The sequence below is a fragment of the Nocardiopsis sp. NPDC055551 genome (assembly GCF_053619415.1).
In genome coordinates this window covers 101,567-119,212 of the sequence record NZ_JBSHJJ010000007.1, presented here as the reverse complement: position 1 = coordinate 119,212, position 17,646 = coordinate 101,567, and the positions used below count along the sequence as shown (strand labels likewise).

Genomic DNA, 17,646 nt, shown 5'->3' with positions numbered 1-17,646 from the left:
TGTCCGCTCGCACCCGGTGATCCGAGTGGGACCTTCGCGAAGGGCATGGCACGATCAAGGTGTGACGCCTCAAGACTCTCCATTCATCCGTGCCTGCCGGCGCCTTCCCGTGAGCCACACCCCGGTGTGGTACATGCGCCAGGCCGGGCGCTCCCTGCCCGAGTACCTCCAGGTCCGCGCCGACGTGCCGATGCTGGAGGCGTGTACGCGCCCCGACATGGTCACCGAGATCACCATGCAGCCCGTACGCCGCTACGACGTCGACGCCGCGATCTTCTTCAGCGACATCGTCGTCCCGCTCAAGGCCATCGGCATCGACCTCGACATCAAGCCCGGGGTCGGCCCCGTGGTCCAGGACCCGATCCGTGGCGCCGGCGACATCAAGCGGCTGCGCGACATCGAGCCCGACGACGTCCACTTCATCACCGAAGCGGTCGGCCAGATCGTCGGCGAGCTCGGCGACAAACCGCTCATCGGGTTCGCGGGCGCGCCGTTCACGCTCGCCTCCTACCTGATCGAGGGTGGGCCCTCCAAGAACCATGAGCACACCAAGGCGCTCATGTACGGCGAGCCGGAGCTGTGGGACGAGCTCATGCGCCGTCTGGCCGCCATCTCGCTCGGCTTCCTGCGCACACAGATCGAGGCGGGGGCCTCCGCGGTCCAGCTGTTCGACTCCTGGGTCGGCGCGCTGAGCGCCGAGGACTATCGGGCCTCGGTGCTGCCCTACACCTCCTGGATCTTCGGTCAGCTCAGCGAGTACGAGGTGCCGCGCATCCACTTCGGTGTGGGCACCGGCGAACTCCTCGGCCTGCTCGGTGAGGCCGGTGCCGACGTGGTGGGCGTCGACTGGCGGGTGCCGCTGGACAAGGCCGCCCAGCGGGTCCAGCCGGGCATCGCCCTGCAGGGCAACCTGGACCCGGCGACCTTGTTCGCCCCCTGGGAGGTCGTCGCCGACCGTACGCGCGACATCCTCTCTCGCGGACGCGCCGCCGAGGGCCACATCTTCAACCTGGGTCACGGCGTGCTGCCGACCACCGACCCGACCATGCTGGAGCGCCTCACCGCGTTCGTGCACGAAGAGACCGCGGTTTAGTGCCGCGTCAGTCGAGGTTCCGCCGACGCCCGGCCCCGTGATGGGAGCCGGGCGTCGGCGTGTGCGGGGTGGGTCGGGGTCAGGAGCCCGACCTGCCCTCGGAACCCTCGTCACCGGCTCCCGAGGCGTCGTCGGCCCGCTCCGCGTCCTCGGGGTCGGTCTCACCTGGGGACTCGACCGTCGAGGTCGTCCCGGTGGGCGTGGCCGCCATGGCCGGGCGTCGGCGAGGACGCACCCGCCCGAACCGGCCCCCGGCCCGGCCCCGCGGCTTCGGGTTCTCCTGCCGACGACGTCGCAGGCGCCACAGCGGCCAGGCGCCGATCACCACGGCGACCAGGGCGAACGGCAGCAACCAACCCACCATCACGGCCAGGCCCTCGCCCAGCGAGAGCAGCGCTCGCCAGCCGCGCTCCAGCCCGCCCAGGAAGCCGATCGACTCGTCACCGGAGCGTTCCTCCAGATAGGTGGAAGGCGGACGTAGCGACAGGTGCACCGTCGAGTACGAGGTCTGGTTCTGCAACGACTCCAACCGGGCCTGGAAGGACTCCAGGTCCGCCTGCCGGTCCTGGATCTCCCGCTCCACCCGGAGCAGGTCGTCGACGTTCTCGGCCTCCTCCAGGTAGCCGCGCAGTGACTCCAGCGCGGTCTCGGAGGACTCGATGCGGCTCTCGACGTCGGCGATCTCCTCGGTGACGTCCTCCACCGACCGTTCGATGTCGGAGCGGTCGCCGAGTTCGGCCAGGTCGGTCAACGCCCCCTCGTACTCCCCGGTGGGGATGCGCAGGGTCAGTGATCCCTCGGGGGTGCCGTCGGCGGGCGTGGACAGCTCTTGGGAGGCGACGTAGCCGTCCAACCCCCGGGTCAGCTCCTTGGCGTCCTGGGAGGCCTCGGCCACGTCCTGTACCCGCACGGTCATGTGCGCGGTGTGGATGAGTTGTCGGTCGTCGATCTCCACGTCGGAGCCGACCGTGTCGGCGGACTCGGCCTCCTCACCGCCTCGCTCGCCCCCCTCGGCTCCTTCGGGGGCCTCGGCGTCGGCGTTCTCGGGTGCGGTGAGGTCCCGGGACCCGGGCGCCGAACCTCCGGAGGACTCGAAGTCCGCCTGTTCCGAGGTGGCGCCGCAGGAGGTCAGTAACAGCGCACCCAGGACGGCGGAGGTCATGACCGTGGCGACGCGCCCCGCACGCGCGGGCGTTGAAGTGTCCATGCCCGTTCGACGGGGCGGGACCCGGACGCGTTCTGTCCTTCCGGTAACGGCAGGACAACGGGTCGGACGCCCCACGGTCACGGGTCGTCGGGGCACGTCCGAGCGCCCGAGGTCCCGTAGGGGCGAGGCGAGGCGCTGTGACACACGGCATCTGGAAGGCTGGAGGCATGGCTGAAGCACCACATGTCGTCGTGGTCGGGGGCGGGGTCTCCGGACTGACCGCCGCGTACCGTCTCAACGCCCGGGGGATCACCACCACCGTGCTGGAGGCCGCGGACGTGCCGGGAGGCAAGCTGCGCGCCTCACCGGTGGCCGGGGTGTCCGTCGACGCCGGCGCCGAGGCGGTGCTCGCCCGCAGACCCGAGGCGGTGGAACTGTTCCGCGAACTCGGACTGGACGATCGGATCGTCCACCCGGGACCCGGATCGGCCGCCGTCTACAGCCGTGGGCGCGTCCGCTCCCTGCCCAAGGGCCAGCTCATGGGCGTGCCGGGTGATCTTCGTGCCCTGGCCCGCAGCGGGGTGCTGTCCCCGGCCGGGACCGCGCGGGCCGCGCTGGACCTGGTCTGGCCGAGCACCCCGGTGCGTTCGGACGTGCCGGTGGCGACCTACGTGGGCACCCGGATGGGGCGTCAGGTGGTGGAAAGACTGGTCGAACCCCTGCTCGGCGGTGTGTACGCGGGACGGGCCGAGGAACTCTCCCTCGATTCCACCCTGCCGCAGATCGCCCCGATGGCCCGATCGGACCGTTCGCTGATGCGCGCGGTGCACCGCAGTCTCCAGGGGCGGGGTGCGGCGCCCACCAAGGCCGGCCCGGTCTTCGCCTCCCTGCGCGGCGGGGTCGCCTCGGTCGTGGACGCCCTGGCCGCCCGACAGAAGGACCTGCGCACCGGCACCCGGGCCCAGGCCCTCAAGCGCACCCCGCGGGGCTGGAGCGTGCGACTGGAAGGCGCCCAGGGGGTCGAGGAGCTCGCCTGTGACGCGGTGCTGCTGGCCTGCCCCGCCGCCGAGGCGTCCCGACTCCTCACCGACACCGCGCCCACCGCCGCCCGCGAGCTGCGTGGCGTCGACTACGCGAGCATGGCCCTGGTGACCTTCGCCCTGCCCGCCTCCGCCTTCCCCGAGCCCCTTACCGGCACCGGCTTCCTGGTTCCCGCCGGAGAGGGGACGACCATCAAGGCCGCGACCTTCTCCAGCAACAAGTGGCCCTGGATCGCCCAGGAGCTGGATAGGGTCGATCCGGGTGCGGACCTGGTCGTTCTGCGGTGCTCCATCGGACGTTTCCGCGAGGCGAACGTCCTGGACCGCTCCGACGAGGAACTGGCCGCCGCCGCCCTCGCCGACCTGACGAAGGTGAGCGGACGGACCGGCGCGCCCGTCGAGACCCGGGTGACCCGCTGGACCGACGGGCTGCCGCAGTACGGGGTCGGCCACGCCGGCCGGGTGGAGCGGATCCGCGCGAACGTGCGGGCCAACGAGGGGCTCGGCGTGTGCGGAGCCGCCTACGGGGGAGTGGGCATCCCCGCTTGTGTCGCCGACGCCGGTCGCGAGGCCGCGCGTCTGGCCGACACGCTCATCGACCACAGCCACACCAGCCCAGGCGCCGAAAGCGCCGAGGGAACGAACGAGCAAGGAGTCAACCCGTGACAGGCCGGCAGAACGAGTCGATCACGCAGGACGGGACCGACCTCAACCAGATCATCCGCTACACCATGTGGTCGGTCTTCAAGGTCGACAGCCTGGAGGGCGTGGACCGCGCCGCCGCCGCGGAGGAGCTCCAGGCGCTCCTCGACAAGGCGGCCGAACAGGGCGTCACCACGCGTGGCAGCTATGACGTGCAGGGCTACCGCGCCGACGCCGACATCATGTTCTGGTGGATCGCCGACAGCTCCGACCAGGCGCAGGACATCTACTCCGACTTCCGACGCACCCGGATCGGTCGCGCCTCCACCCCGGTGTGGTCGGTCATGGGCCTGCACCGCCCCGCCGAGTTCAACCGCGGTCACGTGCCGGCCTTCATGGCCGGCGAGGAGCCGCGCGACAACATCTGCGTCTACCCGTTCGTGCGCTCCTACGAGTGGTACCTGCTGCCCGACGAGGAGCGTCGCGCCATGCTCGCCGAGCACGGCCGGATGGCCGCTCCGTACCCGGACGTGCGGGCCAACACGGTCTCCTCGTTCGGCCTCAACGACTACGAGTGGCTGCTCGCGTTCGAGGCCGACGAGATGCACCGCATCGTGGACCTGATGCGCACCCTGCGCGGCGCCAAGGCCCGCCTGCACACCCGTGAGGAGATCCCCTTCTACAGCGGCCGTCGCAAGAGCGCGGCCGAGCTGGTCGCCTCCCTGCCGTAACCGGCCCAGGGCCCGCGTGCGAGGGGAGGGACCCCGCGGCTCCATCGGAGCGCGGGGTCCCTCCCTTCGTTCACCGGCCAGAGCGAGGGGACCTACTCGATGGGGGCGGCCTCTCGCCGGGGCGTGATGGCGCTCCGCCGCGTGGCGATCACGTAGAACGGGACGGTGACGATGAAGACCAGCACCATGGCGCTCGCCAGGTAGATGAGCACGTCACCGGCGGGCATGCCGAGTCCCCAGGCGATGATGAGGAGCACACCGCCGGCGAGCATCCCCAGCACCGCGTAGGCCTTGCGGCCCTTGGGCTTGGGGTACTCCATACGGCTCACCATCAGCCAGGCCACCAGCAGCGCCGCGGCCATGCCGACGAGGACCGGCGGGTCCAGTAGGACGATGGTCACCACGGCCATCGCCCCGAACGGGCAGGGCAGGCCGGTGAAGTAGTCGGCCCCGGGGGACTGGCAGGAGAAGCGGGCCAGCCGCACGATCACCGCGAGCAGCAGGGCGCTCGCGCCGACCACGGGCCACATGGCCCCCTCGGTGGCGGTGGTGCTCCACACCAGGAAGAAGAACGCCGGCGCGACACCGAAGCTGATCACGTCCGCGAGGTTGTCCAACTCGGCGCCCATGCCACTGCCGCCCCACTTGCGGGCGACGCGGCCGTCGAGCACGTCCAGGAAGGCCGCCACCATCATCAGGCCCACCGCGGTGGCCAACGCCGCCTTGGGCAGCGGGCCGACCGTCCCGGCGGCCATGTGGGCGCTCTGAGCGCCGGCCAGGGCCCACACCGCCAGGAAACCGCACAGGGCGTTGCCCAAGGTCAGGTAGTCGGCGATGCCCAGGCGGAGCCTGGGCGCCTCCTCGGTGACCTCACCGCTATCGGAGGCACCGGTGGTGTCAGCCGGCGTCAAGACGGGTTTCCCCGGCGCGGACCTTCTGGCCGATCTCCACCGCCGGGGCGACCCCGCGCGGAAGGTAGACGTCGACGCGTGACCCGAACCGGATGAGACCGATCCTCTCGCCTTGTTCGACCTTCTGCCCCGCAGCGAGATACGGGATGATACGCCTGACCATCGCGCCGGCGATTTGGACGACCGTGATCTCACCGATCTCGGTTTCAAGGGTCCAGATGACGCGTTCATTACGCTCGCTGTCCTTGTCGAAGGCGGGACGGAATCCCCCGGGGCGGTGCTCGACACCGGTCACGACACCGGCGAGGGGGGCACGGTTGACGTGCACGTTGAGGGGGTTCATGAAGACCGCGACCCGGGTACTTCCGTCGGATCGTGGATCGATGCTCTGGACGACCCCGTCGGCCGCGGACAGCACACGCCCGGTGGCCGGGCCGCGCTCCGGGTCGCGGAAGAACCAGGTCATCCCCGCCGCGAGCGCGATCACGGGTACGGCGGCCAGGGTGCGTGCCCTGGAACCTCGCGCGGCCAGGGCCGCGGCGCCGGCGGCGCCCAACGCCGGTACCAACCAGGGGGCCGATCCCTGGGCCATGCCCATACGAGGTCGGGCCGGTGGCCGGGGGGAGACGGAGGAGGAAGGTGAGTCGTCGGTCATGGGGCGCTTTCGTCACGGGTCGGTCTGTTCGCCGGCACATCGGCCACCGCTTTGAGGAGCGGGCCCCGTACGGGTGGCGGGGCGGTGCGCGGTCACCGGGAGGGGTATCCCCGCCGCGCGCGGTTTCCGTTCGACCAGGGGTCGATCGTCGGTGCGTTGGTGAGATTATCCCCGATCCCACGGGGGTGGGAATCGGTGCAGGTACGGGGACCCGCCGTGGCCATGGCCACGGGATACCCGGCGAACCGAAAAGGTAAGCCTACTCCGTGGGTTCGAGGGAAAGCGCGACGGAGTTGATGCAGTACCTGGCGTCGGTGGGGGTGTCGTAGCCCTCGCCGCGGAAGACGTGACCCAGGTGGGAGCGGCAGGTGGCGCACCGTACCTCGGTGCGGACCATGCCGAGGGAGACGTCGTCGTGCAGGGTCACGGCTTCGGAGTCGGCCGGGTCGAAGAAGCTCGGCCACCCGCAGTGGGAGTCGAACTTCTCGTCCGAGCGGAACAGTTCGGTCCCGCATCCCCGGCAACGGTAGACGCCCGTGGTCTTGGTGTCGACGTAGGCGCCGGTCCAGGGGCGCTCGGTGCCGGCCTCACGGAGTACCGCGTACTCCATGGGGTCCAGGCGCTCGCGCCACTCCTGTTCGGTCGTGGGCAGGTCCTGTGCGGCTCCGTCGTTGGAACGCGGTGCCTGGTCCGATGCGTCAGCCATGGTGATGACGCTACCCGGAATCGGGCCACGATGCAGACCGGAGGCCGAATAGGTCGGAATCGGACGATCGCCCTGGAGGTAGGTAAATCATCCTTAGGGGCTACATGCACCTATCTTCACCCTTTCGCGACGTTCGGTGGTGATCTCGGTGGGTACGGGCTCAGGCAGGGGTCAGTGGTCGAGGTGTACTGAGGCAGGTGGCATGGCTGTTACAGCTCAACAGGCACTCGGAGTCAGTCGGCGACCACTGCGCGTTGGAAGGGTTCGATACGGACTGTGGTGGCTGGACCAGGTGACGACGGGGGCCCGCACGCGAGCCCGAGCCGTCACCGACGGTACGGCCACCGCGGGACGGGAACTGCGCTGGGCCGCCGAGCTCAGTGTCCGCGCCACGCTGGCGGGGATCGACCACGCGCGCCCCGAACCCTGGAGCGACCGAGGGCTGATCTGGCTCTTCGGCGCGATCTCCGTCGCCGCGGTGGCGATGGCGGTCCTCCTGGGAGCGGGAATGGCGCAGTGGGCGATGACCTCGTCCGACGCCATGCTGTTCGCCGCGGCGGGGGCCTTGGCGGTGGGACTGGTGTTCCTACCGCTGGCGTACCTGGTCTTCGCCTCCAGACGACAGCGTCGCCGACGCTAGAGGCACGAGGAAGACGGAAAACCAACGGGTGGAGACGATGATGGAGGGGCCTCGTGGCGAGGCCCCTCCAGCACGTTCGGGGGGCGGCGCCGGGGGTCGGGACGTCGCGGGGGTGCGCGGGGACTGTCAGGCGTCGAAGTCGTACTGGAGCACGTACGCGGAACCGTCCATGGTGATCTCGTTGAACTCCACCGGACGGTGGTCGGCGGTCAGCGCGGTGCGCGCGACCTCCATCACGGGGGTACCGGGGAACAGTTCCAGTTCGACGGTCTCCTCGGGGGTGGGCATGCGGACCCGGATCTCTTCGGTGAAGTGGGCCGGTCCGCTCCCGAGGTCGGTCAATCGGGCGTAGATTCCGCCGGGCCCGCTGTCGTGGGCGTGTAGGCGTCGCGCGGAGTCGGAGGTCTCCTGCCCCTCCCAAGAGCGCGGAGACAAGTGGGACACGGCGCTCTGCACCGGTCTACCGTCCACGAGGTAGCGCCGGGAACGACGTAACACCGTGGACCCCTCCGGTAGGTCGAGGACGCGTAGGACGTGCCCTTGGGGTATCACCTCCTCGATCACGAGGCCCTCCACCTCGTAGCCGCGGGTTTCACTGTCGGTCTGCCAGATGGCCCGCCCGCCGCCCCACAATTCCTTGGACAGACGCCGGGCGCCGTGTCTTCGCAGGGGACGGAACAGACGGACGTAGATGCCCGAGCCGCGGACGGCCACGGCCAGGCCCTCGTTGATCAGTACGGAGAGCGCCTGACGCGCGGTCGCCCTGGCGACCCCGTGACGCTCCATCAGGGTGTTCTCCCCGGGAAGGCGGTCGCCGTCGGCGTACCGTCCGGAGCGGATCCGTGCTCGAAGTTCCTCGGCTATCTCCCGGTAGACCGGAGGTGATCCGTTTGCGGCCGTCGGCACTACGTTCATCCTCTCGCCCAGGGGACCACACCGGTGAGCCCCGTTGATGCGGTGTGTCCGGTCACAACGTTTTCAGTGGATGGCACACCACGGGTATGTCCGGTTGCGGGATGGTTCATGCGTCATTGTGGGGTGACCGAAACACAGCGGTTATGGCGGCCCCTGCGGGGAACCCCCTCAATCCCTCAGGTAACGGGTGAACAGGTTTCCCTGCGCCTCCCACAGGTGGGCCAGCCGCAGCGGGGTGGTCTGTTTCGTGCCCACGCCCGGAACGCCCGGGACCGGTGGCCCTCCCGCCACGATCCGGGGCGACCCCACGCCCAGGAGGTGCGGACTCACCGTCAGGCACAGTTCGTCGAGCAGGTCCGCCGCCACGAACTCCGCCAACAGGTGTGGACCCCCCTCCGTCAACACCCGGTACAGGCCTCTCTCGGACAAGGCGTCGAGGATGTGCCATGGCCGCACGGAGTATTCGTCGACCACCACCAGGTCGGCGTGCTTCGCCACGAACGCTCGCCGGTCGGCGGGGCTGTTCTCGACGGTGAACACCAGGGTGCGGGCGTCGTCGGGAGCCGTGGTGAGCAGTGCGTCGTCGAACTCCAGGGTCCGTGAGACCACGGCGATCCGGGGTGTCGCGGGCCGGCCCTCGCGCAGCTCCGCCCAGACCTCGCGCGGACGCACCGGCCTGTACCCCTCGTGCCGGGCGGTCGAGGCGCCCACCACGATGACGTCGCACAGACCCCGCAGGACCGCCATCACCCTGCGGTCCGGTTCCGAGGACATGTCGCGGCTGCGCCCTGATGGTCCTACGGCACCACCGTCGGCGCTGGCGACCATGTTGGCGCGTACCCAGGGCCGGGTCAGAGCGGTGGGGTAGGTGTAGGCCTCTTCCGGTCGCACGTCCGTGCGCTCGGGGTCGGGGAGGAGTTCGCGGAGCCGTGCGGGCGCGGAGCTTCCCGCGGCGTGAGTGTTCGACATGACCACCAGGCTAGGTTCTATTCCGTCGACCAGGGGGTCACCCTTCGGGCGCCGTCAGGTCCTGATTCTCCGAAAAACCCGGGGAGGTGGCGGGGGAGGCGCCGGGGTGGGGTCGCGAGGAACGAGCCGTCACACCGTGGGCGCCGATGTGTCTCCCCAACCCGTTCCCGACTTCTCGGGGCGCCGGCACACTCCGAGGGCCGGGCCCCTCCCGGCACGCGTGCGGGCGCTGCCGAGAGGGGCCGGCCGTACCTCAGCCGTGGTGGGGCGAGACGCGCCGCAGCAGCATCAGGGCGCGGTCGATCACCCGCACCGGGCAACCCGCGGTAACGAACGGACGCCCTCCCACGTCCGGTTCGGCGGTGTCCAGGACCGTCTCCCACGCCATGCCGTACTCGGTCCCGGGCAGTTTGAACTCCACCGCGTCCGGTCCGCTGTTGAGCAGCAGTACGAACGAGCGGTCCCGGATCGTGCGCCCCCGCGGGTCGGGCTCGGTGATGGCGTCCCCGTTGAGGAACACGCCGAGGGCACGGTCGCCGCTGTTCCAGTCGTTGCCCTCCATGGCAGACCCGTCCCGGCGCAGCCACGAGATGTCGGGCAGCCCGTCCTCGCCGGACCCCTCACCGGGGAGACCGCCCTCCACCGGGCTGCCGCGGAAGAACCTGCGGCGGCGGAACACCGGGTGCTCCCTGCGCAGCCGGGCCAGCTCGCGCACGTAGTCCAGCAGGTCGTTCTCCGGGTACTCCCCGGCCGGCCCCGCGCCCTCCCAGTCGATCCAGGAGATCTCGTTGTCCTGGCAGTAGGCGTTGTTGTTGCCACCCTGGGTGCGTCCCACCTCGTCGCCGTGCGAGAGCATCACCACGCCCTGGGACAGGTACAGGGTGGCGAGGTAGTTGCGGACCTGCCTGCGGCGCAGGGTGAGGATGGCCGGGTCCTCGGTGGGCCCCTCCACCCCGTGGTTCCAGGAACGGTTGTCGTTGGTACCGTCCCGGTTCCCCTCGCCGTTGGCCTCGTTGTGCTTGTGGTCGTAGGAGACCAGGTCGGCCATGGTGAAGCCGTCGTGGCAGGTGATGAAGTTGATCGAGGCCACGGGGCGGCGCCCGTCGTCCTGGTACAGGTCGCTGGACCCGGCCAACCGGGAGGCCAGCTCGCCCTTGACCGGTTCACCCCGCCAGAAGTCGCGCACCGTGTCCCGGTACTTGCCGTTCCACTCGGTCCACAGTGGTGGGAAGTTGCCCACCTGATAGCCGCCAGGGCCCACGTCCCAGGGTTCGGCGATCAGCTTGACCTGGGAGATCACCGGATCCTGTTGGACTATGTCGAAGAACGTGCTCAGCCGGTCGACGTCGTGGAACTCCCGGGCCAGTGCCGAGGCCAGGTCGAAGCGGAACCCGTCCACGTGCATCTCCAGGACCCAGTAGCGCAGCGAGTCCATGATGAGCTGGAGCGAGTGCGGGTACCGCACGTTGAGGCTGTTGCCACAGCCCGTGTAGTCGAGGTAGTAGCGCTGGTCCTCGTCCACCACCCGGTAGTAGCCCAGGTTGTCGATGCCCCGCCAGGAAAGGGTGGGACCCATGTGGTCGCCCTCGGCGGTGTGGTTGTAGACCACGTCGAGCAGTACCTCGATGCCCGCCTCGTGCAGCGACTTCACCATCGCCTTGAACTCCTGGACCTGCTGTCCGCGGGATCCGCGGGCCGCGTACCCGCTGTGCGGGGCCAGGAACGCCAACGTGTTGTAGCCCCAGTAGTTGGTCAGACCGCGCGCCACCATGGCGTGTTCGGGGACGAAGTGGTGCACCGGCATGAGCTCGACCGCGGTCACCCCCAGGGAGGTGAGGTAGTCGATCATCGCCGGGTGTCCCAGCCCCGAGTAGGTGCCTCTCTGGTGTTCGGGGATGCCCGGGTGGCGCATCGTCAGGCCGCGCACGTGGGCCTCGTAGATCACCGTCTGGTGGTACGGGGTGCGCGGACGAGACTCGTTGCCCCAGTCGAAGAACGGGCTGACCACCACGCACTTGGGCACGTAGGGAGCGCTGTCGGCGGTGTTCTTTCGGTCTGGGGAGGCGAAGTGGTAGCTGAACAACGACTCATGCCAGGTGAGCTCGCCGTTGAGCGCCTTGGCGTAGGGGTCGGTGAGCAGTTTGTTCGGGTTGCAGCGCAGGCCCTGTTCGGGTGCGTAGGGTCCATGGACCCGGTATCCGTACTGTTGGCCCGGGCCCACCCCGGGAAGGTACCCGTGCCAGACGAAGCCGTCGTATTCGGTCAGGGGTATGCGTGTTTCCACCCCCTCGTCATCGAACAGGCACAGTTCCACCTGTTCGGCCGCTTCTGAGAAGAGCGAGAAATTGGTGCCGGAACCATCGTAGGTCGCACCGAGCGGATAGGAACTACCTGGCCAGACTTCCACCATAGGCGTCGTCAGTCTCTTGTGTTCGGGGCCCGGAAGGGCGCTTTGGCGTTGCGCCTTCTTCCTTCCGCCAAGGCGGCAAAAGTATGCCGAAACAGACCGACGTTCCTGCGCCGGCCTGTTTCGCGAGTCTTCTTATGGTGATTTGTGTCGGATTTGCGAGGTCGTTCGATAAAATACCGATGGTGAATATTTCACCGACGTGGACGGGCCCTTTCCAGGATCAGGCCGGTGTCCACTCCACGGGGCAGGGTTCCGAACACGTGCCCCCACCCGCCTCCGAGTCGGGAGGCGGTGAACGCCTCGGCCACCGGGGTCGGCGCGTGCCGTAGCAACACCGACGCCTGCAGGGTCAGGGCCATCAGCTCGACCACGGAACGCGCCCGATACTGCATCTCGTCCACGTCGCCCAGGGCCTGCTCCAAACGCTTGAGGGCGGTGTCGTAGTGGTCGTCGGCGCCCGCGGCGGCGCGCAGTTCGGTGAGGAAGGCCTCCACCGACTCCGGAGACCTGGCCATCGCGCGCAGCACGTCCAACGCCGCCACGTTGCCCGAGCCCTCCCAGATGGAGTTGAGGGGCGAGTCCCGGAACAGCCGGGGCATGCCCGACTCCTCCACGTACCCGTTGCCGCCCAGGCACTCCAGCGCCTCGGCGGCGTGCGCGGGCTGGCGCTTGGTGATCCAGAACTTGCCCACGGCCACACCGAGCCGACGGAACGCGGTCTCGCCCTCGTCGCCGCGCACGGAGCGGTCGGCGGCCCCCGCCAGACGCATCATGAGGGCCGTGGCCGCCTCCGATTCCAACGCCAGGTCGGCGAGCACGTTGCGCATCAGCGGTTGGTCGACCAGCCGCTCACCGAACGCGCTGCGCGTCTCGGCGTGGTGCAGCGCCTGCACCAGCGCGGCGCGCATCCCCGAGGCCGAACCGATCACGCAGTCCAGGCGGGTGCCGTTGACCATCTCGATGATGGTGCGCACGCCCCGCCCCGGCTCGCCCACCAGGTGCGCGACCGCGCCGTCGTACTCAAGCTCCGCGGAGGCGTTCGACCGGTTGCCCAGCTTGTCCTTCAACCGTTGGACGAACAACTTGTTACGGGTTCCGTCGGGCAGTACCCGCGGTACCAGGAAACAGGTCAGCCCCTCCGGTGCCTGCGCCAGGGTCAGGAACACGTCGCTCATCGGCGCGGAGGTGAACCACTTGTGCCCGGTGAGCAGGTAATGGCCCTCGGAGGTGGCGACCGCGCGCGTGGTGTTGGCGCGCACGTCCGAACCGCCCTGCTTCTCGGTCATGGACATGCCCGCGATCAGGCCGCTCTTGCCCAGCGGCGGACGCAGCCCGAAATCGTAGGAACGGGCGGTGAGCAGCGGCTCGTACCGGGCGGCCAACTCGGGGGAGTGGCGTAGCGCCGGCACCGCCGCGTAGGTCATCGAGATGGGACACCCGTGCCCGCTCTCGGCCTGGGACCACAGGAAGAACTTGGCGGCGCGGGCCACGTGCGCGCCCGCGCGATCGTCCGCCCACGGTGCGGCGTGCATGCCGTGTTCCACCGCCTGGTCCATCAGGACGTGGTAGGCGGGCTGGTAATCGATCTCGTCCACCCGGTGGCCGTAACGGTCATGGGTGCGCAGCACGGGGGTGTAGGTGTTGGCGGACTCGCCCCAGGCGCGGACGCGCTCCGAACCCGCGGCCGAGCCGACCTCGCGCACTTCGGCCTCGGCCCAGCCCGCGCCCTCGCGGCGCAGACCGTCCAAGAGCGCGGGGTCGTCGGCGGCGTCGTGGTCGCCGAGCGGTGTGGCCTGGTTGAACACCTCGTGTGTGGCGGACATGCCGGCTCCGTTCCTGGTCCGAGGGCGGCGAGTGGGTGAGCCGCATCATATCCGCACGCCGACCTCGAACAGAATCGCGTTCGGTCTCCTTCGGGTCAGGGCCACAACAGCCCGCGACGCCACTCCGTGCCCTCGCGTTCGTAGCGCAGTCGGGTGTGTCTGCGGTCCGGGTCGCCCTGCCAGAACTCCACCTCCCACGGCCGCACCAGGTACAGGCCCCAGTCGTCGGGAGCCAGGTCGGGGTCGGCCACCAACCGGGCGCGGCTCCGCTCGGCCTCGCGGTGGATCTCCGCCGTCTCACTCAGGGATTCGCTCTGGCGACCGTGCAGCCCGGCCACCCGCCCCTCCAACGGCCGATCGCGGAAGTCGGCCGCTCGGGCCTGGGCGTCGGCGAGTTCGGCCCGGCCCCGGATCCGCACCTGGCGTCCCTGCGGGCCCCAGAAGAACAGCAGGGCCACGTTCGGATTCTGGGCCAGGTCACGCCCCTTGGCGGAGGTCGTGGTCGTGGCGAACCACCATCCCCGCTCGGTGAGGTCCTTCAGGATGAGGATCCGGGCGGAGGGTGCCCCGTCGGCGTCGACGGTGGCCACCGTCATCGCGTGCGGTTCGGCGACCCCGGCGGCCACCGCGCCGGCGAACCAGTCCCGGAACAGCTCCAGCGGGTCCGCCGGCGCGGTCTGCGGATCGAAGGACGCCAGGGGACCGGCGAACACCGTCAACCCGCGCAACAGGTCTCGCATGCTCTCGGACATCTCGTGACTCCCCCTTCGGGTCGGCGTCGACACGTCGAATCTATCGAGGCGGACAGGGGAGACGGCGGCCGGGGCCACTCGTGGGACACCGACCCGGTGACGGTGGCGACCCCGGGCTCCCGATATGATGCCGGACGCCGATCGGCGTCCTATGCGAGCAGTGATCCCCTGATGGGACGACTCCCGTGCCGCCGCGATGGTCACGGAGCGAAAAGGGGAACATGACCAGCGAGGAAACCCGTGGACGCGCGAGGTGGCTCTTGGGCCTCCTGGGTAGCGTGATGCTCACCCACACCGCGCTCAACCTCGCCCGACCGCTCATCTCCTATCGGACCATCGCCGTGGGCGGCGACGCCTTCGAGGTCGGGTTGGTCACCGCCGCCTACGCCCTGTTGCCCCTGGTCATGGCGGTCTCCGTGGGCCGTTTCACCGACCGTGCGGGTCGTATCACCTGGCTCGCGGGTCTGGGAGCGCTCATCCTGTCCGTAGGCGGGTTCTCCCTCGCCGTCTCCGGGGACCTGTTCGGGCTGGCGCTGGCGAGCACCGTCGTGGGCGTGGGCCACCTGCTGTGCATGGTCGCGGCCCAGGCGCTCATCGCCCGCTACTCGCGTCCCGAGAACCTGGACCGCGACTTCGGCTGGTTCACCGCCGCCGCGTCCCTGGGCCAGCTCGCCGGGCCACTGATCTCCGGCGTCATCCTCGACGACGCCTCGGGCCCCGCCCTGCTCTCGGCCACCTCCACCGCCCTGGTGGTCGCCGGGGTCGTGGCGTCCCTGGGCGTGCTGCCACTGCTGCCGCTGGCGCGCCTGCGACCGATCCAACGCACCGCCGAGCAGAAGGCCGCGCCCCCGGTGCCCACCCGGGACCTGCTGCGCCGTCGCCGGATGCCCTCCGCGCTGCTCACCAGCCTGGCGTTGCTGACGGCGGTGGACCTTCTCACCGCCTACCTGCCGCTCATCGCGGAGACCCGCGGCATCTCCCCGATGCTCGTCGGCGTGCTGCTGAGTCTGCGGGCGGGCTCCTCCCTGCTCTCCAGGCTGATCCTGCCGTGGATGCTGCGGCGTTGGTCCCGCAAGGCCCTCATCATCGCCAGCACGTCCGTGTCGGCCGTCGCGCTGGCCCTGGTGGCATTGCCCACGAGCGGTTTCGCCGTCTTGGCGGTGGTCCTGCTGGTGGGCGGATTCCTCCTCGGTGTGGGCCAACCCCTCACCATGGCCGAGGTCGCCACGTTGGCCCCCGAAGGGGCCCGTGGCGCGGCCCTGGCGCTGCGCATCTGGGGCAATCGGATGGGCCAGGTGGCCATCCCGGCCGCGGCGGCCGGTGTCGCCGGTGTGGTGGGAGCCCCCGGCGCCCTGCTGTTCTCGGCGTTGGTCCTGGTCACCGCGGCGATCACCGCGAGATGACCCCGAACACCAAGAGCGGGTGGCCCCGAGGGATCACCCGCTCTTCGTGTTCGGTTCGCCTCAGACCACCGCGTGACGGGCGGTCACCGTGGCGTCGTAGCGTTCCAACACGATCCGGGCGAGCTCGGGAGAGTCGCCCAGGGCGGGGGAGACCACGGCCGCCCCCGCCGCCATCGACCGATCATGGATCCGGTCGGCGAAGAACCCCGGCGCCAACAGGTAGGTGGCCACCGCCACCCGCCCGGCCCCGCGTTCCCGCGCCGCCGTGACCGCCTCATCGGGTGTGGGGGAGGCGGCCGACGCGTAGGCGGCCACCACCTCACGCCACGGGCCGCGCTCGGCCAGTTCCTCGGCCAGCCGTGCCACCACGGCGTTGGCCTCCGCGTCGCTGGACCCGGCCGAACAGAGCACCAGCGCGGTGTCGGGATCGGCGCGCGCGCCCACCTCGTTCAAGCGCCGCTCCACCGCCGAGGACAGCGACGGGTGCGGTCCCAAGGTGTCGGCGTGGTACACCCGCAACCAGGGACTGCGCTCGCGTGCCGTGGCCAGTACCTCGGGCAGGTCCACCTTGCTGTGGAAGGCCGCCGTCAGCAGGGTCGGCAGGACCACCACCTCACCGGCTCCGCCCGCGGCCAGTTCGTCCAACGCTTCCTCGGCGCCGGGCGCCACGTGGTCCAGGTAGGACAGTCGAACGTCCAGTTCCGGGCGCAGCGCGCGCACCCGGTGGAACAGTGCCGAGACCGCCTCGGCCGATCTCGGGTCCCGGCTCCCGTGGGCCACCGCGAGCAAGGGGATGGACGTTCCCCCTTGCTCGGTCCGCTCGTCGCCGCTCATGTGTGGATTCCGCACTCGGTCTTGCCGCTGCCGGCCCAACGCCCGCTGCGGGGGTCCTCGCCCGGGGCGACCCGACGGGTGCACGGCTCGCAGCCGATCGAGGGGTAGCCGTCGTACTGGAGCGGATTCACCAGCACACCGTGTTCACCCATGTAGGCGTCCACCTCCTCCTGGGTCCATCGTGCGATCGGGTTGACCTTGGTCATCCTTCGACGCTTGTCCCACTGCACGACGGGGGTGCCGCGGCGGGTCACCGAGTCCTCCCGGCGCAGACCGGTCAACCACGCCGAGTAGGGCTCCAGCGCCCGCTGTAGGGGTTCCACCTTGCGCAGGTGGCAGCAGATACCGGGGTCGCGGTTGTGCAACCGCGGACCCAGCACCAGGTCCTGCCCGGCGACGGTCCGCTTCGGCTCCACGGTGATGAGGTTGATGTCGTAGATGGACTCCACCGCGTCACGGGTGCCGATGGTCTCGGCGAAGTGGTAGCCGGTGTCGAGGAAGATCACGTCGATCCCCGGCAGCGTCTTGGCGGCGAGGTCGACCATGAGGGCGTCGGCCATCGAGGAGGTCATGCACAGACGGTCGCCGAAGGCCTCACCGGCCCAGGAGATGATCTCCTGGGCGGTGGCCTCCTCCAGCTCACGCGCGGCGCGCTCGGCCAGTTCGGGACCCTCGGTGATGGTGGCGTTCATTCGTTCCCTTCCGTCGGTCTGGAGGGGACGCCGCCCGGCGAGAACGACGCGGAGCGCAGACCCACGTACTTGACCCGGAACACCCGGGCGCAGGACAGGCAGGCCCAGGGGTAGCCCTCGCCCTTGACGGCGGCGCCCTCCTCGGGCACCAGGTCCTCGTCACCGCAGTAGGGGCAGTAGTAGGGTGCGGCCCTCTCGGACACGGCGCACCTCCTCCTTCGGATCGGGCCCGGCCCCCTGGGGAATCGGGGCCGGGCGGGGCTCGTCGAGCCCGTACGTTCGT

General features: G+C 70.1%; 17 protein-coding genes. 5 read left to right on the top strand and 12 right to left on the bottom strand.

Translation table 11 applies throughout. The features are described from left to right. Nucleotides 1–124 precede the first annotated feature (124 nt). Complete coding sequence (gene hemE / locus ACWGSK_RS14480) at nt 125–1,093, top strand: uroporphyrinogen decarboxylase (RefSeq protein ID WP_452456076.1); 969 nt, start codon at nt 125–127, stop codon at nt 1,091–1,093. Nucleotides 1,094–1,172: 79 nt separating this feature from the next. On the opposite strand, the gene ACWGSK_RS14475 is transcribed toward hemE, so the two are convergent. Further along, nucleotides 1,173–2,300 (bottom strand): DUF4349 domain-containing protein, encoded by a 1,128-nt coding sequence (locus ACWGSK_RS14475; protein ID WP_452456005.1) that lies wholly within the window; start codon nt 2,298–2,300, stop codon nt 1,173–1,175. Nucleotides 2,301–2,467: 167 nt separating this feature from the next. On the opposite strand from ACWGSK_RS14475, the gene hemG reads away from it, so the two are divergent. Further along, complete coding sequence (hemG, locus tag ACWGSK_RS14470) at nt 2,468–3,946, top strand: protoporphyrinogen oxidase (protein WP_452456004.1); 1,479 nt, start codon at nt 2,468–2,470, stop codon at nt 3,944–3,946. Continuing rightward, nucleotides 3,943–4,653, top strand: coding sequence for a hydrogen peroxide-dependent heme synthase (hemQ, locus tag ACWGSK_RS14465; protein ID WP_452456003.1), 711 nt, complete (start codon nt 3,943–3,945; stop codon nt 4,651–4,653). The genes hemG and hemQ overlap by 4 nt, the downstream gene beginning before the upstream one ends. A gap of 92 nt (nt 4,654–4,745) precedes the next feature. Here the strand turns inward: hemQ and pssA are convergent, their stop codons facing one another. The 3 genes from pssA to msrB all read right to left on the bottom strand — a co-directional run bounded on the left by pssA (nt 4,746) and on the right by msrB (nt 6,925). After that, nucleotides 4,746–5,564 (bottom strand): CDP-diacylglycerol--serine O-phosphatidyltransferase, encoded by an 819-nt coding sequence (gene pssA, locus ACWGSK_RS14460; RefSeq protein ID WP_452456002.1) that lies wholly within the window; start codon nt 5,562–5,564, stop codon nt 4,746–4,748. Then, on the bottom strand, nt 5,551–6,219 hold the full coding sequence (locus tag ACWGSK_RS14455) for a phosphatidylserine decarboxylase (protein ID WP_358505672.1): 669 nt from the start codon (nt 6,217–6,219) through the stop codon (nt 5,551–5,553). The genes pssA and ACWGSK_RS14455 overlap by 14 nt, the downstream gene beginning before the upstream one ends. A 259-nt stretch (nt 6,220–6,478) precedes the next feature. Then, complete coding sequence (msrB, locus tag ACWGSK_RS14450; RefSeq protein WP_067599785.1) at nt 6,479–6,925, bottom strand: peptide-methionine (R)-S-oxide reductase MsrB; 447 nt, start codon at nt 6,923–6,925, stop codon at nt 6,479–6,481. Nucleotides 6,926–7,127: 202 nt separating this feature from the next. On the opposite strand from msrB, the gene ACWGSK_RS14445 reads away from it, so the two are divergent. Further along, nucleotides 7,128–7,565: a hypothetical protein gene (locus ACWGSK_RS14445; protein ID WP_358505675.1), complete on the top strand. Its 438-nt coding sequence runs from the start codon at nt 7,128–7,130 to the stop codon at nt 7,563–7,565. A 126-nt stretch (nt 7,566–7,691) separates the two neighbouring features. On the opposite strand, the gene ACWGSK_RS14440 is transcribed toward ACWGSK_RS14445, so the two are convergent. From ACWGSK_RS14440 to ACWGSK_RS14420, 5 genes are all read right to left on the bottom strand, one after another. Continuing rightward, nucleotides 7,692–8,480, bottom strand: coding sequence for a GntR family transcriptional regulator (locus ACWGSK_RS14440; protein ID WP_358505682.1), 789 nt, complete (start codon nt 8,478–8,480; stop codon nt 7,692–7,694). Nucleotides 8,481–8,648: 168 nt separating this feature from the next. Then, nucleotides 8,649–9,449, bottom strand: coding sequence for a dihydrofolate reductase family protein (locus tag ACWGSK_RS14435; protein WP_358505685.1), 801 nt, complete (start codon nt 9,447–9,449; stop codon nt 8,649–8,651). A 253-nt stretch (nt 9,450–9,702) separates the two neighbouring features. Then, nucleotides 9,703–11,859 (bottom strand): glycogen debranching protein GlgX, encoded by a 2,157-nt coding sequence (glgX, locus tag ACWGSK_RS14430; RefSeq protein ID WP_358505688.1) that lies wholly within the window; start codon nt 11,857–11,859, stop codon nt 9,703–9,705. A 191-nt stretch (nt 11,860–12,050) separates the two neighbouring features. Beyond that, nucleotides 12,051–13,682, bottom strand: coding sequence for an acyl-CoA dehydrogenase family protein (locus ACWGSK_RS14425; RefSeq protein ID WP_452456001.1), 1,632 nt, complete (start codon nt 13,680–13,682; stop codon nt 12,051–12,053). Between the two features lie 95 nt (nt 13,683–13,777). Beyond that, complete coding sequence (locus tag ACWGSK_RS14420; RefSeq protein WP_452456000.1) at nt 13,778–14,434, bottom strand: pyridoxine/pyridoxamine 5'-phosphate oxidase; 657 nt, start codon at nt 14,432–14,434, stop codon at nt 13,778–13,780. Nucleotides 14,435–14,655: 221 nt separating this feature from the next. On the opposite strand from ACWGSK_RS14420, the gene ACWGSK_RS14415 reads away from it, so the two are divergent. Then, the gene (locus ACWGSK_RS14415) at nt 14,656–15,837 is read left to right on the top strand and encodes an MFS transporter (RefSeq protein ID WP_452455999.1); all 1,182 of its coding nucleotides are present in this window, start codon (nt 14,656–14,658) and stop codon (nt 15,835–15,837) included. A gap of 60 nt (nt 15,838–15,897) precedes the next feature. On the opposite strand, the gene ACWGSK_RS14410 is transcribed toward ACWGSK_RS14415, so the two are convergent. From ACWGSK_RS14410 to ACWGSK_RS14400, 3 genes are read right to left on the bottom strand one after another with little or no spacing between them, the layout of a single operon-like run. Next, nucleotides 15,898–16,671, bottom strand: a complete 774-nt coding sequence (locus tag ACWGSK_RS14410; protein ID WP_452455998.1) for a sirohydrochlorin chelatase — start codon at nt 16,669–16,671, stop codon at nt 15,898–15,900. Continuing rightward, nucleotides 16,668–17,363 carry a phosphoadenylyl-sulfate reductase gene (locus ACWGSK_RS14405; protein WP_452455997.1) on the bottom strand — a complete coding sequence of 232 codons (696 nt, stop codon included), beginning with the start codon at nt 17,361–17,363 and terminating at the stop codon, nt 16,668–16,670. Before ACWGSK_RS14405 ends, ACWGSK_RS14410 begins: the two co-directional genes overlap by 4 nt. Continuing rightward, the gene (locus tag ACWGSK_RS14400) at nt 17,360–17,566 is read right to left on the bottom strand and encodes a hypothetical protein (protein WP_358505705.1); all 207 of its coding nucleotides are present in this window, start codon (nt 17,564–17,566) and stop codon (nt 17,360–17,362) included. Before ACWGSK_RS14400 ends, ACWGSK_RS14405 begins: the two co-directional genes overlap by 4 nt. Between the last annotated feature and the right edge of the window lie 80 nt (nt 17,567–17,646).

Bases quoted from the DNA above. Each gene is read 5' to 3' on its own strand.
- ACWGSK_RS14455 (WP_358505672.1), bottom strand. From the start codon at position 6,219: ATGACCGACGACTCACCTTCCTCCTCCGTCTCCCCCCGGCCACCGGCC.
- ACWGSK_RS14475 (WP_452456005.1), bottom strand. From the start codon at position 2,300: ATGGACACTTCAACGCCCGCGCGTGCGGGGCGCGTCGCCACGGTCATG.
- msrB (WP_067599785.1), bottom strand. From the start codon at position 6,925: ATGGCTGACGCATCGGACCAGGCACCGCGTTCCAACGACGGAGCCGCA.
- ACWGSK_RS14445 (WP_358505675.1), top strand. From the start codon at position 7,128: ATGGCTGTTACAGCTCAACAGGCACTCGGAGTCAGTCGGCGACCACTG.
- ACWGSK_RS14410 (WP_452455998.1), bottom strand. From the start codon at position 16,671: ATGAGCGGCGACGAGCGGACCGAGCAAGGGGGAACGTCCATCCCCTTG.
- ACWGSK_RS14420 (WP_452456000.1), bottom strand. From the start codon at position 14,434: ATGTCCGAGAGCATGCGAGACCTGTTGCGCGGGTTGACGGTGTTCGCC.
- ACWGSK_RS14415 (WP_452455999.1), top strand. From the start codon at position 14,656: ATGACCAGCGAGGAAACCCGTGGACGCGCGAGGTGGCTCTTGGGCCTC.
- ACWGSK_RS14425 (WP_452456001.1), bottom strand. From the start codon at position 13,682: ATGTCCGCCACACACGAGGTGTTCAACCAGGCCACACCGCTCGGCGAC.
- ACWGSK_RS14435 (WP_358505685.1), bottom strand. From the start codon at position 9,449: ATGTCGAACACTCACGCCGCGGGAAGCTCCGCGCCCGCACGGCTCCGC.
- ACWGSK_RS14440 (WP_358505682.1), bottom strand. From the start codon at position 8,480: ATGAACGTAGTGCCGACGGCCGCAAACGGATCACCTCCGGTCTACCGG.
- ACWGSK_RS14405 (WP_452455997.1), bottom strand. From the start codon at position 17,363: ATGAACGCCACCATCACCGAGGGTCCCGAACTGGCCGAGCGCGCCGCG.
- glgX (WP_358505688.1), bottom strand. From the start codon at position 11,859: ATGGTGGAAGTCTGGCCAGGTAGTTCCTATCCGCTCGGTGCGACCTAC.
- hemG (WP_452456004.1), top strand. From the start codon at position 2,468: ATGGCTGAAGCACCACATGTCGTCGTGGTCGGGGGCGGGGTCTCCGGA.